Annotated in this window: 13 protein-coding genes; 7 read left to right on the plus strand and 6 right to left on the minus strand. The window is 68.5% G+C overall.

Annotated features, from left to right (window positions below; translation table 11 throughout):
* Positions 1–121 precede the first annotated feature (121 nt).
* Entirely contained in the window at positions 122–535 is a 414-nt protein-coding gene (locus M4D77_RS02785) for a hypothetical protein (protein WP_259935499.1), read from the plus strand.
* A 123-nt stretch (positions 536–658) separates the two neighbouring features.
* On the opposite strand, the gene M4D77_RS02790 is transcribed toward M4D77_RS02785, so the two are convergent.
* On the minus strand, positions 659–1162 hold the full coding sequence (locus M4D77_RS02790; RefSeq protein WP_137809276.1) for a mycothiol transferase: 504 nt from the start codon (positions 1160–1162) through the stop codon (positions 659–661).
* 69 nt (positions 1163–1231) lie between these two features.
* On the opposite strand from M4D77_RS02790, the gene M4D77_RS02795 reads away from it, so the two are divergent.
* From M4D77_RS02795 to M4D77_RS02815, 5 genes are all read left to right on the plus strand, one after another.
* Positions 1232–2686: an LLM class flavin-dependent oxidoreductase gene (locus M4D77_RS02795; RefSeq protein ID WP_259935500.1), complete on the plus strand. Its 1455-nt coding sequence runs from the start codon at positions 1232–1234 to the stop codon at positions 2684–2686.
* Positions 2683–3726 carry a methionine ABC transporter ATP-binding protein gene (locus M4D77_RS02800; protein ID WP_259935501.1) on the plus strand — a complete coding sequence of 348 codons (1044 nt, stop codon included), beginning with the start codon at positions 2683–2685 and terminating at the stop codon, positions 3724–3726. Before M4D77_RS02795 ends, M4D77_RS02800 begins: the two co-directional genes overlap by 4 nt.
* The gene (locus M4D77_RS02805; RefSeq protein WP_259935502.1) at positions 3723–4430 is read left to right on the plus strand and encodes a methionine ABC transporter permease; all 708 of its coding nucleotides are present in this window, start codon (positions 3723–3725) and stop codon (positions 4428–4430) included. Before M4D77_RS02800 ends, M4D77_RS02805 begins: the two co-directional genes overlap by 4 nt.
* Positions 4431–4517: 87 nt before the next feature.
* The gene (locus M4D77_RS02810) at positions 4518–5456 is read left to right on the plus strand and encodes a MetQ/NlpA family ABC transporter substrate-binding protein (RefSeq protein ID WP_058250790.1); all 939 of its coding nucleotides are present in this window, start codon (positions 4518–4520) and stop codon (positions 5454–5456) included.
* Positions 5457–5539: 83 nt separating this feature from the next.
* Positions 5540–6877: a YibE/F family protein gene (locus tag M4D77_RS02815; protein ID WP_259935503.1), complete on the plus strand. Its 1338-nt coding sequence runs from the start codon at positions 5540–5542 to the stop codon at positions 6875–6877.
* A 15-nt stretch (positions 6878–6892) separates the two neighbouring features.
* Here M4D77_RS02815 and M4D77_RS02820 read toward each other — a convergent pair whose 3' ends face one another.
* The 3 genes from M4D77_RS02820 to M4D77_RS02830 form a co-directional block, all read right to left on the minus strand.
* Entirely contained in the window at positions 6893–7738 is an 846-nt protein-coding gene (locus M4D77_RS02820; protein ID WP_171011574.1) for a hypothetical protein, read from the minus strand.
* A 162-nt stretch (positions 7739–7900) separates the two neighbouring features.
* A complete protein-coding gene (locus M4D77_RS02825; protein ID WP_259935504.1) occupies positions 7901–8845 on the minus strand; it encodes a hypothetical protein in 945 nt (314 codons plus the stop codon).
* Complete coding sequence (locus M4D77_RS02830; RefSeq protein WP_065632016.1) at positions 8845–10437, minus strand: serine/threonine-protein kinase; 1593 nt, start codon at positions 10435–10437, stop codon at positions 8845–8847. Before M4D77_RS02830 ends, M4D77_RS02825 begins: the two co-directional genes overlap by 1 nt.
* Positions 10438–10653: 216 nt before the next feature.
* Here M4D77_RS02830 and M4D77_RS02835 point away from each other — a divergent pair, with 216 nt between their 5' ends.
* Complete coding sequence (locus M4D77_RS02835; protein WP_226512837.1) at positions 10654–11868, plus strand: TerD family protein; 1215 nt, start codon at positions 10654–10656, stop codon at positions 11866–11868.
* 23 nt (positions 11869–11891) lie between these two features.
* Here the strand turns inward: M4D77_RS02835 and M4D77_RS02840 are convergent, their stop codons facing one another.
* On the minus strand, positions 11892–13142 hold the full coding sequence (locus M4D77_RS02840) for an SfnB family sulfur acquisition oxidoreductase (protein ID WP_065632003.1): 1251 nt from the start codon (positions 13140–13142) through the stop codon (positions 11892–11894).
* Positions 13139–14266, minus strand: a complete 1128-nt coding sequence (gene sfnG, locus M4D77_RS02845; RefSeq protein ID WP_058250796.1) for a dimethylsulfone monooxygenase SfnG — start codon at positions 14264–14266, stop codon at positions 13139–13141. Before sfnG ends, M4D77_RS02840 begins: the two co-directional genes overlap by 4 nt.
* Positions 14267–14293 lie beyond the last annotated feature (27 nt).

Raw genomic sequence — 14293 nt, forward strand, 5'->3', positions numbered from 1 at the left:
CCTACGCGCGCTGGGCACACGACCGGTGGCGAGGCGGCGTGCGAAGCGGACCCCATCCGGCCCGGCGGCCATTCCGAATCGCTCCACGCACGACACCGTTCCTCGACAAAGGAGTCCCAACATGAAGACGGTCACGCGCACAGCTCTGGGTTTCGTCGCCGCCGCCGCAGGTGCGACCGCAGTATCGCTCGCCGCCGCGCCGTCCGCCGGCGCCGCGCCCACCGTATGTCCGGCACTTCCCGGCCAGTCCGCCTCTGCGGCCTCGTGTAGCGCCGACTCCGGCCCGACCGGACTCTCGCTGGCCATCACCGACAACGGCGGCAAAGCCAACGTCACCGCCGACAACTTCGCCGGACCCGCGGCCATCGCCCTCGGTCCCGGAGCGACGGTCACCATGGACGGCATTCGTCCCGGCCTGGCCATCGGTATCGCCGGACCCGGCGGCGAGGTCGTCGTCGACGGAAAGAACGGGCCGACCTGCAAGGGACCCGCCTTCGCCGGTGACTTCCAGACCTTCAAGGGCTGCCTGTCCTGACCGTCTAGATCCCGACCGCGATTTCGAACCAACCTTCCGTCAAACCCACCCCTTTTCCGTGAACCCACCCGGTCCGAGCGCTGTGGGTTTACGGAAAAGGGGTGGGTTTGCGGGACCAGAACATCAGGACAACAGGCCCCGGACGTATGCCGCCTGACCGATGTGCTGGGTGTCGTCGTCGATCACGCTGAGCAATCGTACGCCCAACGTGACCGGCGGGTCCCAGTTCTCGTCGACGACGCGGTCGAGATCTGAATCCGACAGCGCGCCAATGTAGTCGACGCTGACCGCGTGCGTGGCGTCGTAGTAGCCACGCAACAGGTCCGGGTCGTCGACGACGACCCGCGCCGCCTCGTCGGCAGACTGCCCGTACCCGCTCTCGCCGGGCGGGAACGGCAGACCGAACCGGTCGACCCATCCCCCGGTCACCCACACCTCGTCGGTTCCGGCGACGTCGGCGACGTGCGAGTCCTGCACGCGCGTCAGATGCCACACGAGCCAGGCGATCGTGTTGGCACCGGGCGCGGGAGCCCGGTTCAATTCCTCGGTGGAGATGTCGTCCAGGACGGCGTGAACGTTCTCGACGACTCGACCGAGACCGTCGAGCAACACATCTGTGGATCGCATGGCACAAGTTTAGGTTCGCGGTGGGCACAACGATGGCCACTCCGACGATCCGTCAGCATCATTCCTCCGGTGTCAGAACCGAATGCCCCACGTAAGATCCGATTCAACGCCTTCGACATGAATTGCGTTGCGCACCAGTCACCGGGTCTGTGGCGCCACCCCGACGACCGGTCGTGGGACTACAACACCATCGACTACTGGGTCGACCTCGCCCGCTTGCTGGAGACCGGCGGATTCGACGGTCTGTTCATCGCCGACGTCCTGGGCACCTACGACGTGTACGCCGGCAACGACGAAGCCGCCATCCGCCAGGGTGCGCAGATCCCCGTGAACGACCCGCTGTTGCTCGTCTCGGCGATGGCGCACGCCACCGAGCACCTCGGCTTCGGGGTCACCACCGGTACGGGTTTCGAGCATCCCTACCCCTTCGCACGGCGTCTGTCGACGCTGGACCACCTCACCCGTGGCCGGATCGGCTGGAACGTGGTGACGGGATACCTGCCTGCGGCAGCCCGCAACATGGGCGCCGACGATCAACTCGAGCACGACGAGCGCTACAACCAGGCCGATGAGTACCTCACCGTGCTGTACAAGCTCTGGGAGGGTTCGTGGGAACGCGACGCTGTTCTCCGCGATCGCGAGGCGGGCATCTTCGCCGACCCGGCCCGGGTCCATCACATCGGGCACCGCGGAAAGCACTTCACCGTGCCCGGCATTCACCTCGCCGAGCCGTCGCCGCAGGGTTCACCGGTCATCTACCAGGCCGGGGCCTCGCCTCGCGGCCGACGTTTCGCCGCGGAGAACGCCGAGGCCATCTTCGTGGCCGCGCCGACCAAGGCCATCCTGCGTGATGTGGTGAGCAAGGTGCGCGACGAGCTGATCCTGGCCGGACGCGACCCGTACGACGCGAAGATCTACACGCTGCTGACGATCATCACCGACTCGACTCCGGAGGCAGCCCGCGCGAAAGCCGCGGAGTACCAGTCCTACGCCAGCACCGAGGGTGCGCTGGTCTTCATGTCGGGCTGGATGGGCATCGACCTCGCGAGTTACGAGATCGACGAACCGATCGGCAACGTGCACAGCAACGCGATCCAGTCCGCGGTCGCCGCTTTCCAGCAGGCGAGCGACACCGGCGAGGAATGGCGCGTGCGGGACATCGCGGCGTGGGGCGGCATCGGCGGAATGGGTCCGGTCCTGATCGGCTCCGGCGACGAGGTGGCAGAAGCCCTGCAGGACTGGGTGACCGAGACCGACGTCGACGGCTTCAACGTCGCCTACGCGGTGACCCCCGGATCGTTCGAGGACATCATCACCCACGTGGTGCCCGCCCTCGAGCGGCGCGGACTCTACGACCGGGACTACGTCCCGGGAACCCTGCGCCACAAGCTCTTCGGGCGTGGCGATCAACTGCCGGAGAATCATCGCGGGTCCACGTACCGGGTCGGTGGGAGCAACTCGACCATCGACGATTCGATCAGGGAAGCCGCTCAGCTCACCAGCGCGAACGGGGGCCTCCGGTGATCGAGGTGGTGGGGTTGACGAAGGTGTTCGGTGTCGGTTCGCCCGACCCGACGACGGTGCTCGACGAGGTCGACTTCACTGTCGACGCCGGTGAGATCTTCGCCGTCGTCGGCCCGTCCGGCGCCGGCAAGAGCACGCTGGCCCGGTGTCTGAATCTGCTGGAACGTCCGACGTCGGGCAGGGTCGTCGTCAACGGGGAGGATCTCACCGCACTGGGCACGTCGGGCCTTCGCGACGCCCGGCGCCGGATCGGCACCGTGTTCCAGTCGGCGAGTCTGCTGTCCCGGCGAACCGCGGCGCAGAATGTCGCTTTGCCTCTCGAATATCTGGGTGCGACAAAGCGATCGACCACGGCACGCGTCGGCGAACTTCTCGACCTGGTCGGCCTCGCCGACAAAGCGGACCTGTATCCGCATCAGCTGTCCGGCGGTCAGCGGCAGCGCGTCGGCATCGCTCGGGCCCTCGCACTCAAACCTTCCGTCCTGCTGTCCGACGAAGCCACCTCGGGTCTGGATCCCGCGGCCACGGACACCTTCTTACGGCTCCTCACCGACGTTCGGGACGAACTGGATCTCGCGGTGGTGTTCATCACCCACGAGATGGACACGGTCGTGCGGGTCGCCGACACCGTCGGCCGTCTCGAACGCGGCCGCATCGTCGAGCACGGCCGGCTGGAACAGGTGGTCCTGGAACCGGATTCGGTTCTGGGACGGGCACTCCGGCCGCGCGGGCCGAGTGCGCAACCGGCCTCGGCCGAAACCCCGATCTCGGTGGTCTACCACTCCGCGACGGTCCCCGCGGACTGGTTGACCCAGCTGGGCAGGCGACTCGACATCTCGATCTCGGTGCTGGGCGCCAACGTGCAGACCATCGACGGCACCGTCTTCGGCGATCTCACCGTGTCGGTGCCCACCGGACACGCGTCGGCATTCATCGGCGCCGCGGGTGAACTCGGCCTGGCCGCACGCCTTCTCGACGCCACCGCGACCGCGGGCGGTACCGCCGTCGAGACCGTCACCGGCTCCGAGGTGGCCGCGTGAGCACCACGTATTCGGCGAACATCACGGTGCCGCTCGACGAGATCCCCGACCTGCTCATCCCGGCGGCCATCGACACGGTCCTGATGGTGAGCATCGTGATGGTCGTCGTCCTGGTGGTGGGAGTCCCGCTGGGCGCACTCATCCACAACCTCGCTCCCGGCGGGCTTTTCGCACGACGCTCGTTGCACACCCCCCTGTCGTGGGTGATCAGCATCGGTCGGTCGTTGCCCTTTCTGGTGCTGATGACGGCGATCATCCCGTTCACCCGCCTGGTCACGGGCACGAACATCGGCATCGCCGCGGCGGTGGTACCGATGTCGATCGCCGGCATCGCCTTCTTCACACGCATCGTCGAGAACTCGCTGCGGTCGGTCCCGGCCTCGACGATCGACGTGGCACGTGCGTCCGGCGGATCGAACGCCCAGATCATCTGGAAGGCACAGGTTCCCGAGGCGCTGCCGAGCATCGTCGGCGGACTGACGATCAACACCATCGCGATGATCGAGTACTCCACGATCGCCGGCACCATCGGCGCCGGCGGACTCGGATACGTGGCGGTCACCTACGGCTACCAGCGATTCGATCAGGGGGTCATGGTCGCCACCATCATCGTGCTCATCGTGACGGTGGCCGTGATCCAGGTCGCCGGCGACGCCCTCGCCCGCAGCCTCAACCCGGTCACGTCCCGCCGGGCCAACCACTGAAGAACCACAAAACCGCCGGCCGGCTCTGCTCCCTGAGCGGCGGAGCGCTCGTCACCGCATCACCCAGCCACACCCGAAAGGCACCCCATGACACAGGACACCGGTTCCACCACCGGCACCTCATCGAAATCCGGCGAGACTCCCTCTCCGCCCGGCAGTTCCGGAATCGAGATCTCGACACGTCGCCGCTGGCCGCTGATCGTCGGCGCGCTGGTCGTGGTCGCCGTGATCGCCGCCGTCGTCGGCTGGCGCTTCCTCGGGTCCGACTCGACGTCGCCCAACGAGACCGCCGGTGCGACACTGACCGTCGTCACCGCCGAGGGCAACGCCTCCGAGCAGGCACTGGTCGAGTTCATCGCCGACGAGGTCGCACCCCGGTATGACATCAAGGTCGCATTCAAGGGCCTGTCCGACTCCACGACGCTGAACCGTGCGGTCAGCGACGGGGAGGTCGCGGGCACCGTCTATCAGCACAAGCTGTGGCTGTCGCAGGTCCTCGAGGCGAACCCGGACTTCCAGGAGGAAGCCGCGACGCCGGTGTTCCGCTGGGGATTCGGCATCTGGTCGGACAAGTACCGCGACGTCGCCGACCTGCCGCAGAACGCCCGCGTCTCCCTCTACTCCGATCCCGCGAACGAGGCCCAGGGACTCTGGCTGCTCGAACGCGCCGGACTCATCACGCTGAAACCAGGCGTGGACAAGTGGAAGGCGACCCAGAAGGACATCGCCACGAATCCGCGGAACCTGCAGTTCGTCCTGCTCGACTTCGCCGCCCAGTCGCGCTCGCTCGCCGACCTCGACGCCACCGTGGGCTACACCGAGTACTACCTCGCCGCGAACATCGACATCGCCAAGCAGATCTACGCTCCGCCCGCTCCCGACGAGTTCGCCGGGCAGCTGACCATCGGAACGCAGTGGAAGGACACCGAGAACATCAAGAACCTGGTCGCCGCGTTCAAAGACCCTGCCGTGCAGGAATTCCTGCGGACCGATCCGCGGGTCAAGGGCATCCTGCTGCCCCTGTGACCGGCGTCGGCACTGCTGCACACCCCATCACCGCACCCGGGTCGCCCATCGCGACCCGGGTGCGGTGCGCATAGGCTCACCGCGTGAGCCGCACACATCACGGGCACGGTCATGCGCACTCGCTGTCCGACATCAGCCACACGCTGTCGCCGATCGCCCGGTGGTTCGTCATCGGCACGCTCGCGGTGACCGCGGTCGCGGTCGCGGTCGGCATGGTCGTCCTGTGGCCGTCGGATTCCGAACACCCGATCCCCACCCAGTTCCGGTCCGCCGACGGCGGGCCGATCACCACGGTCGATGGCGAGATCGTGGACCAGTTCCATGCGAATTGCCTCAACTCGGTGGCGGGATCAGTGCTCGAGACCGCCGACATACCGGTGAATCCGGTGCCGGGTGGGCCGTGCATCCTCAACGCGGTCCGGTTCACCTCCGGTGACGTGGCCGGCCAGTACACCGTCCTGGAGATCCCGACCAACCGGGCACAGGCCGGATCCGGGCCCGACACCGTGGCCCCCGCCGCCGGCACGCTCGACGACCCCCAGGCCGGCCAGCCGACGTTGAACGTCGGTGACGACATCCGGCTCGCGACCGTTCCCGGCCCCGACGGCAGCAACCGGTACAGCTTCTTCGACTTCCAGCGCGGACCGGCGATCATCTTCTGGGCCGTGCTGTTCATCGCCGCGATCGTGCTGGTGGCGGCGTGGCGCGGGTTCCGCTCGATCATCGGGCTGGCGATCGCCTTCGGGATACTCACCGTGTTCACGCTGCCGGCCATCCTCGACGGGTCGTCCCCTGTTGCGGTGGCGGTCGTGTCGTCGGCGGTGATCCTGTTCGTGGTCCTCTACCTCGCGCACGGTGTCAGTCTCCGGACCAGTTCGGCTCTGCTCGGGACGCTGACCTCCCTCCTGCTCGCGGGATTCCTGAGCTGGCTCGCCATCCGGACCATGAACCTCACCGGGCTCTCGGGCGATCAGACCACCAATCTGCAGGTGTATCAGGGCAACATCTCGGTCAGCGGTCTCCTGCTCGCCGGGTTCATCATCGGCACCCTCGGTGTTCTGAACGATGTCACGATCACCCAGGCCTCGGCGGCCTTTGAGCTGGCCGCGGCCGGCGAACCGTCACGGCTCGCGACGTTCCGTGCCGCGATGCGCGTGGGTCGCGACCACATCGCGAGCACGGTGTACACCCTTGTCTTCGCCTACGCGGGCAGTGCGCTGCCGCTGATGCTGCTGTTCTCGGTGGCCCAGCAGCCGTTGGGCGGACTGCTCACCACCGACGTCGTGGCAGTGGAGTTGGCCCGCTCGTTCGTCGGCGGAATCGCGATCGCCCTGTCGGTTCCGCTCACGACGGCGATCGCCGCCGCGCTCACGACCCCGGCGGGCGCGGGACGTACACCGGCCGCGCACGCCGCGGCCTGAGTTCTTGGCGCGCGGTCAGCACCGGCCCTTCGGGAGGTCGGCCAGGTTCTTGCCGAGCCAATTGCCGAGGCGGGTCAGCATCTTGGTGCCGTCGGTGAACGATCCACTCCGCGGGATCGCCGCCATCGACACCGCGACCTGGCCGCTGGTCGTGGTGATGATGCCCAGTTGCCGCACCAGATGCGCCGACGACTTCGACGTCGCCGGACCCCAGCCACCCTTGACCGCGGTCACCGCTCCCTGACTGCGCCCCACCTTCGCGATACCCCACTGCTGATTCGGGGCGACGGCGCTCATCAGCCGGATGAGGTGTTCGCTGTCGGGCAGACACGGCAGGTGAGCGCCGAAGATCGCCTGGTCGCGTAGCGCCCAGGCGGTGTGACCGGGGTACGACGGCGGATTGTCGACCTCGGAGGACACGTGCGTCCGGACGTCGTGGCCCTCACGGAGGACCGCACTGACAGCGTCGACGGACGCGTGCCCGCCGCCGAGCACCCCCCACAATTCGCCGGCTGCATCGTTGTCGGAGAACGTGATCGCCTTGTCCTCCATCGCGGCGACCGCTGGACCGCGCTCGCGCTGCGCGGCGAGCGACACCGGGACCTTCATCGTCGACCATGCACGTCCCGATTTGAGCGACCCGAGGGAGATGACCTCGTCCCCGCCGACGGGCACGATCGCGATCCCGAGCTGGCCGGGCAGGGACTTCCGCATCGACTTCGTCAGTGCGGCATAGCTCTTCGCGAGCTTCTTGTCGAGCGGTTCCGGGGGCTTGAACCACGTGGCGAAGGGCTCCGGCAGCGGCGGCAGCACGGGGAGCGGTATCGCCGTCGCCGAGCCCGCGCCGATCACCATCGACATCGCCACCGCGCAGAACACCACGCCGATCCTGGTCACAACTTTCACTTCTGTCTCCTGAGTCACTTCAGACACTTGAGACTAGGGCGGTTACGCACCAGGGACCAGGCTGTATACCCAATCGGAACCTTGCTGGGACCGGGGTCACACCGCTTCGAGGACCGGTCAGGCGGAACAGCGTCCGCGCGGAAGACGGGCGAGGTTGGTGTCGAGCCAGTTCGCCACCGAATTCAGCGCGGCGATACCCCCCGACATCGAGCCCCCGACCGCGCTCATCGCCACCGCCGCACGTTGGCCGTCGCGGAAGGTGAGGATTCCGATCTGACGGACGAGGTATCCCTCGGACACTCCTGGACCCCAACCACCCTTCACCGCGGTTGCGCGGGGCGCCGGCATGATCTCGATTCCCCACTGCTGATTGCCGCCCACCTGACCCATGAGGGCGACGACCTGTCGCGAACCCGAGATGCAGGGCAAGCCGGCGGTGAACGTCGCGGCCCCCGGCAGCGACCACACCGTCTGCCCGAACACGGTGAAACCGGCACGACGCCGCGTCGCCGGGACCACCGTCGTGGTGTCACCGCCGTCCCGCAGCACCGCGGTGACGGCGTCGGCTGCCGCCTGTCCGCCGCCCAGCGAGGACCAGAGGCTCTCCGCGGCGGCGTTGTCGGAGTCGACGATCGCCGCCCGCGCCGCCGGGCCCGGGCCGTTCGCCCGTTCTGCGGCGACCGCGAGCGGGACCTTGATCGTCGACCACGCCACCCGGGGTGTGGCATCGCCGAGGGTGAGCCCGGGGACGGCCGACCCACCGACCGGTGCGATCGCGATGCCGACCGTCAGTCCGGTCGACGCGGCAACCCTGCGGAAACTCGCCGCGAGGCCTCCATACGACCCGGAGGGGACGGCCGCCGACGACGTCGGGATGTCTGTAGCGCGTGCGGCGGGTGTTGACGCCGATGGGTCGGCGGTCACGGTGACGGTGACCGGCACAACGGGTTTCGGGTCGGATTCGGTCGAGCAACCGGCGAGGAGCGCGAGCGCGCCGAGCACGACGATGCAGCGGTTCCGCCGAGTCCGCTTAAGCCACAACGGCCGTCGGGTGGTGTCCATCAGTAGATGTGCACCACGGCGTCATTGCCTCCCCGGCACGCGACGATCCCGCCTTCGGGAACGCAGTTCATCGCATAGGCCTGCCCGGTGACCGGGCTGACCGCGACCACGACACGCGGCGACCGTGCCGCACCCGCTCCCACATACGCATCGCGCACCGCGAACGCGAACGGGCAGCTGGTCACCGATGTACCGATCCCGACCGTCGCATCGCACGGACTCGAACCGGGCGGCGGCGCAGCCGGGGCCGGCGGCGCCGGCGGAACGTTCTGGACGGTCGGCGGGGGCGCCACCGTCTCGGTCACGGTCGGCGTCGTCGGCTCCTCGTCGGCCCGGGTCTCGGCATCGTCACCCGAGCCGGCGATCAGGACGCCGCCGAGGACGGCGAGCCCGACGAGTGCCACCGCGATCAACCCGATCAGCATCGGTATCGCGACCGAGCGCCGCTGCGGCGGCGGATAGGCGGGCGGATACCCCGGCGGCCCGTACATCGGCGGACCGGGTTGCGGTCCTGCGTAGTTGTGCGCCCCCGAGAAGTGCTGGGCCCCCGAGAGCTGCTGCGGCCCCGAGAACTGCTGCGGCCCCGAGAACTGCGTGGTCCCGGCTCCGCCCTCGGGGCCCGTCGTGTGCCGCACCAGGGTCGGTTCGTACCCGGGGTCGGTGGGCGCGATGACCGTGTCCGGAGCGCGGACGACACCGGTGGGTGCTTCCGGAGGCGGTGGCGACGCCTTGACGAGATCCGGCCCCGGCCGGACCCCCTCCACGCCCCCGGCGAGCGCGCTTCGAGCCGCGCGTGCGAGCGCGACCGCGGAGTCATGGCGGGCCGCGGGATCGGCGGCGAGGGCCGTGCGGATCACCTCGTCCATCGCCGGCGGTACGTCTGCGTTGACCGCACTCGGCGACGGGGCCGGTGACAGTACGGCCGCCTTGATCGCCGCACTCACCGTCTTCGCCGGATGCGGCACCCGCCCGGTCAGGCACTCGAAAAGCACACAGGCCAGGGCGTAGATGTCGCTGGCCGCGCTGACCTGGGCGGCGTCGAACAACTCCGGAGCCATGTAGGCGATCGATCCCACGGCCGTCCCGGTCTGGGTGAGGTGGGTGTCCTCGGCGGCATGCGCGATGCCGAAATCGACGAGATACGCGAAGTCGTTCGCCCCGACCAGGATGTTCTCCGGTTTGATGTCGCGGTGCACGAGCCCCTCGGCGTGTGCGGCGTCGAGCGCCGCGGCCACCTGTTCGATGATCGACACCGCGCGTTCGGGCGGAAGCCGCGTCTCCTGCGTCAGGAGCGCGCGTAGATCTTCTCCGACGACCAGGCGCATGTCGATGAACAGCACGCCGTCGATCTCGCCCCAGTCGTGGATCGGGATGACGTGCGGTTCGCCGAGGCGGGCCGCGGCGTGCGATTCCCGGCGAAACCGCTCCTGGTACATCGGATCGTGTGCCAGCCCGGGGTTGAGCAGCTTCAGCGCGACGACCCGGTCCTTGGTCGTGTCGTATGCGCGGTAGACCTCGCCCATCCCACCGCGGCCCAGTAGTTCGTCGAGGCGGTACGGCCCGAACTGTGTGTTGACCCGACTCCCAGCCATACGCAGGAGCATATGTCGGCAATCGGACATCGTCTGTCGACCACTCGATTGCACCTTCGGAGTACGGGTGTCGCGTCGGGCCCCGAGCCCGCGCCGTTGCGTGACTACGCTGTGCCTGGTGACGCCGTCCACCCGGACGGCACGGACTCGGCCCGCTCGCTCCGCTCCCGGCGCCGATACGGATGCGGCCCGACTGATGTGAGGAAACGCCCGGAGATGTCTGCTCTGACCAAAGGCCAGAACGGCCCGTTGCCGACCCCCGATGTCATCGTCACGGTGGACCTCGCGACCGCCGCCGACCTGTCGGCCCTGCTGGTCACCGACCGGGGGGTGGTGCGTACCGACGACGACTTCGTCTTCTACAACCAGCCGACCGGGCCCGGCGTCCGGCTGGAACAGGCCGCCGCAGGTTCTGCGCGACTGCACATCTCGACCGCTCGAGTACCTGCAGACATCGACGCGGTCCGCGCGGTCATCACGCTCGACGACGCGTCGTCGACCTTCGGCCGTTTCGCACCGCCGGTCGCTCACGTCACCGACGAAGCGGGCCGGGCGCTGTACGACTTCACCGTCACCGGCCTCACCAGCGAGTCGGTGGTCATCGCCCTCGAGGTGTACCGGCGCAACGGCGAGTGGAAGGTACGTGCCGTCGGTCAGGGATACGCGGGCGGTTTCGCCGACCTGGTCCGCGACCACGGGGTGAGCGTCGACGACGAGCCGCAACCGACGCCCGCCCCGCCCACGCCGATCAGCTACTCGCGGCCGTCGGCGCCGACTCCCCCGGCACCCGCGCCCCCGGCGGCGGCGCCGCCCACTCCCGCGCCCCCGGCACCCGCGCAGCCCGCGGAAGTCAGTCTGCGCAAGGGCGCCCCGGTGAGCTTGGCGAAAGGCCAGAAGGTCACCCTCCGCAAGGAGGGTGGCGTGGCACTCACCGACATCCAGATGGGACTCGGGTGGGATCCGGTGCGCGGCGGATTCGGGCGCGGGGGCTCGATCGACCTCGACGCCTCGGTGCTCATGTTATCGGGCGGGAAATGCGTCGAGACCGTCTACTACGGTCACCTCAACAGCAAGAACCGTTCGATCCTGCACTCCGGCGACAACCTCACCGGTGAAGGCGAGGGCGACGACGAGGTCATCCGCGTTGCGCTGCAGTCGGTCCCACCCCAGATCGACGCGTTGATGTTCATCGTCACGTCGTACCGGGGCCACACGTTCGAGAAGATCGAGAACGCCTACTGCCGCCTCGTCGACGAGACGACCTCCGCCGAGCTGGCCCGTTACACCCTCAAGGGCGGGATGCCGTTCACCGCGGTCGCGATGGCGGTCATCTCCCGCGACGGCGGCGAGTGGAAACTGCGTGCGATCGGCGACGGTTTCAACGCGAAAACCCCGAAGAAGGCCGTGCCGCTCGTCGGCCGCTACCTCTGACGCCGACGCCGGACGCCCCCCGGTCAGATCACGCCGTGCAGGGGCGGCTCCTCGCCGCGCAGAACCCAGCGCCCGATGTGCTGGTACTTCCATCGCACGGGGTCGTGCAGCGTGTGCGTCCGGGCGTCGCGCCAGAAGCGATCCAGACCCCCGCCACCGGCGGCACTGCGGGTCCCGCTCACCTCGAACAGGGCCGACGCCACCGAGGGGGCCACCCGGTCGGCCACCACCTTCGCCGTCGCGACTGCGATCGAGGCCTCCGCGACCAACTCGCGCGAGGGCGATTCCGGGGTACCTCCCACCGCCGCGTCGACTCTTCGACCGGCCGCGGCGAGGGTCGCCTCGGCGGTCGCGACCTCGACCTCCAACTCGCCGAAGCGCTGCACCAACAGCGGATCATCCACTGCTCGTTCGACATTCGCCTCGAACCACGGTCGCGACTTCGTACGCACGAACTCCGACGCCGCGCGCAGCGCACCGCGGGCGATACCGACGTCGATCGCCACATGGAGCAGCTGGGCGAAGGCGCCGTAACCGGTGGGCGCAGATGTTGCCGGTGCGCGCGCCACCAGATCCGCGAAACCCAGGCCGACCCCGCTGAACCGGACGGTCCCCGAGCCGGTCGTGCGCTGTCCCACCGCATCCCAGTCGTCGACGATCTTCACACCGTCGGCATCGGCCGGGACGAAAGCCACGTACTCCCCGGGTGCGAGGTCGCCGACGGCGACGTCCAGCCGCGCGAGGACGGCGAGGGTGTCCGCGAACAACGAACCGGTGCAATAGAACTTCTCACCCTCGAGGACGAAACGCGTCGATGCTCGATCGGCCACCGGACTCAACCGTGTCGAGATGTCGGCGATGGTCTTGCCGCCCCGCTCGGACTGCGCGTTGGCCACCCGTCCACCCGCGAGGACGTCGGCGAAGATGCGCTCCTGCAACACTTCTCCCGCGGACAGGCGGACGAGGTTGAGGTAGACGAAGTGGCTGTGCGGGATCTGCGCGATGCTCGCGTCCGCGGCGGCCAGGATGGACACCACCTCGGCGAGCGCACTGGGACGCAGGTCGAGACCGCCGAACCGAGCCGGGACGGTGAGTGCCAGCAGCCCCGACTGCGACAGACGGTCGATCTCGGCATGGGGCAACCGACGTTCGCGGTCGCGCTCGGCCGCCCCGACCGCGAATTCGGCGGCCAATTCGCGCGCGATCGACAGCGCCTCGGCCTCGGACCCGATCCGCACGGCGGACCGGACCCGCGCCTGGCTCACTGCGGTCACGCCACTCCCGCAGGCGTCGGGGCGGTGTCGCTCTGGGCGCCCTCGATCTCGCGCACCAGAGGCAGCACCTTCTCACCGAAGTACTCGATCTCCTCCTGGAAGTGCAGGAAGCCGCCGAGGATCAGGTCGACGCCCAGACGCTTGTAGGCGACGATGCGTTCGGCCACCTGCTCCGGGGTGCCGATCAGCTGGGTCCGGAAGCCGTCGTTGTACTGGACGAGGTCCTCGAACGACGAGTCGGCCCACATGCCCTTCTTGTCGCCTGTCGAGTTCCCGGCCTGCTGGACGGCGTCCCGGAAGCCCTCCACCGCAGGGCGATTCGCCTTCTCGACGATCTCGCGCAGAGTGTCGCGGGCCTCTTTCTCGGTGTCCCGCGCGATGATGAAGCCGTTGAGCCCGAACTTCACCTCGCGCTCGTGGGCACGTGCGACGGCGCGGAGGTCGTCGAGCTGCTCGGTCACGCCGTCGAAGTCCTTGCCGTTGGAGAAGTACCAGTCCGCGTACCGTCCGCCGTTGTTGCGGGCGGCCGAGGAGTTCCCGCCCTGGAACAGCTCGGGGTTCGGACGCTCGACGGTGTTGAGCGGCTTGGGCTTCAGCGTGAAGTCGTGGATGCGGTAGAAGTCGCCGCGGTAGTCGACCTCGTCCTCGGTCCAGATCTTGCGGATCACCTCGAGGAACTCTCCGCTGCGCCGGTACCGCTCGTCGTGCTCGAGCCACGGCTCGCCGAGGTGGGTGAACTCGTCCTTGAACCAGCCGCTGACGACGTTGATCGCGAAGCGACCCTTGGACAGATGGTCGGCGGTGGCGCCGAGCTTGGCCAGGACGGCCGGATGCCAGAGCCCCGGGTGCACCGCCGCGATCACCTTCAGCCGCTGCGTGGCGAGCAGGAGTGCGAGGCTGAAACTGGTGGATTCGTGCTGGTATTCGGCTCCGTAGCTCGCCTCGTACCGCACCTGCGACAGCGCGTACTCGAAACCGTTGTTCTCGGCGGTCTGCGCGAGTTTGACGTTGTAGTCGTAGTCCCAGCCGGTGCGTTGCTCGATGGTGCTGGTGACCAGGCCACCGCTGACGTTGGGCACCCAGTAGGCGAACTTGATCTGGTCCGCGATGGACTCGGTGGACATGGCTACCTCCGCGAGGTGTCGGTTACA

The organism is Gordonia sp. p3-SID1431 (assembly GCF_025143765.1).
GTDB lineage: Bacteria > Actinomycetota > Actinomycetes > Mycobacteriales > Mycobacteriaceae > Gordonia > Gordonia hongkongensis.

Bases quoted from the DNA above. Each gene is read 5' to 3' on its own strand.
- M4D77_RS02785 (WP_259935499.1), top strand. From the start codon at position 122: ATGAAGACGGTCACGCGCACAGCTCTGGGTTTCGTCGCCGCCGCCGCA.
- M4D77_RS02790 (WP_137809276.1), bottom strand. From the start codon at position 1,162: ATGCGATCCACAGATGTGTTGCTCGACGGTCTCGGTCGAGTCGTCGAG.
- M4D77_RS02810 (WP_058250790.1), top strand. From the start codon at position 4,518: ATGACACAGGACACCGGTTCCACCACCGGCACCTCATCGAAATCCGGC.
- M4D77_RS02820 (WP_171011574.1), bottom strand. From the start codon at position 7,738: ATGTCGATGGTGATCGGCGCGGGCTCGGCGACGGCGATACCGCTCCCC.
- M4D77_RS02825 (WP_259935504.1), bottom strand. From the start codon at position 8,845: ATGGACACCACCCGACGGCCGTTGTGGCTTAAGCGGACTCGGCGGAAC.
- M4D77_RS02830 (WP_065632016.1), bottom strand. From the start codon at position 10,437: ATGGCTGGGAGTCGGGTCAACACACAGTTCGGGCCGTACCGCCTCGAC.
- M4D77_RS02835 (WP_226512837.1), top strand. From the start codon at position 10,654: ATGTCTGCTCTGACCAAAGGCCAGAACGGCCCGTTGCCGACCCCCGAT.
- sfnG (WP_058250796.1), bottom strand. From the start codon at position 14,266: ATGTCCACCGAGTCCATCGCGGACCAGATCAAGTTCGCCTACTGGGTG.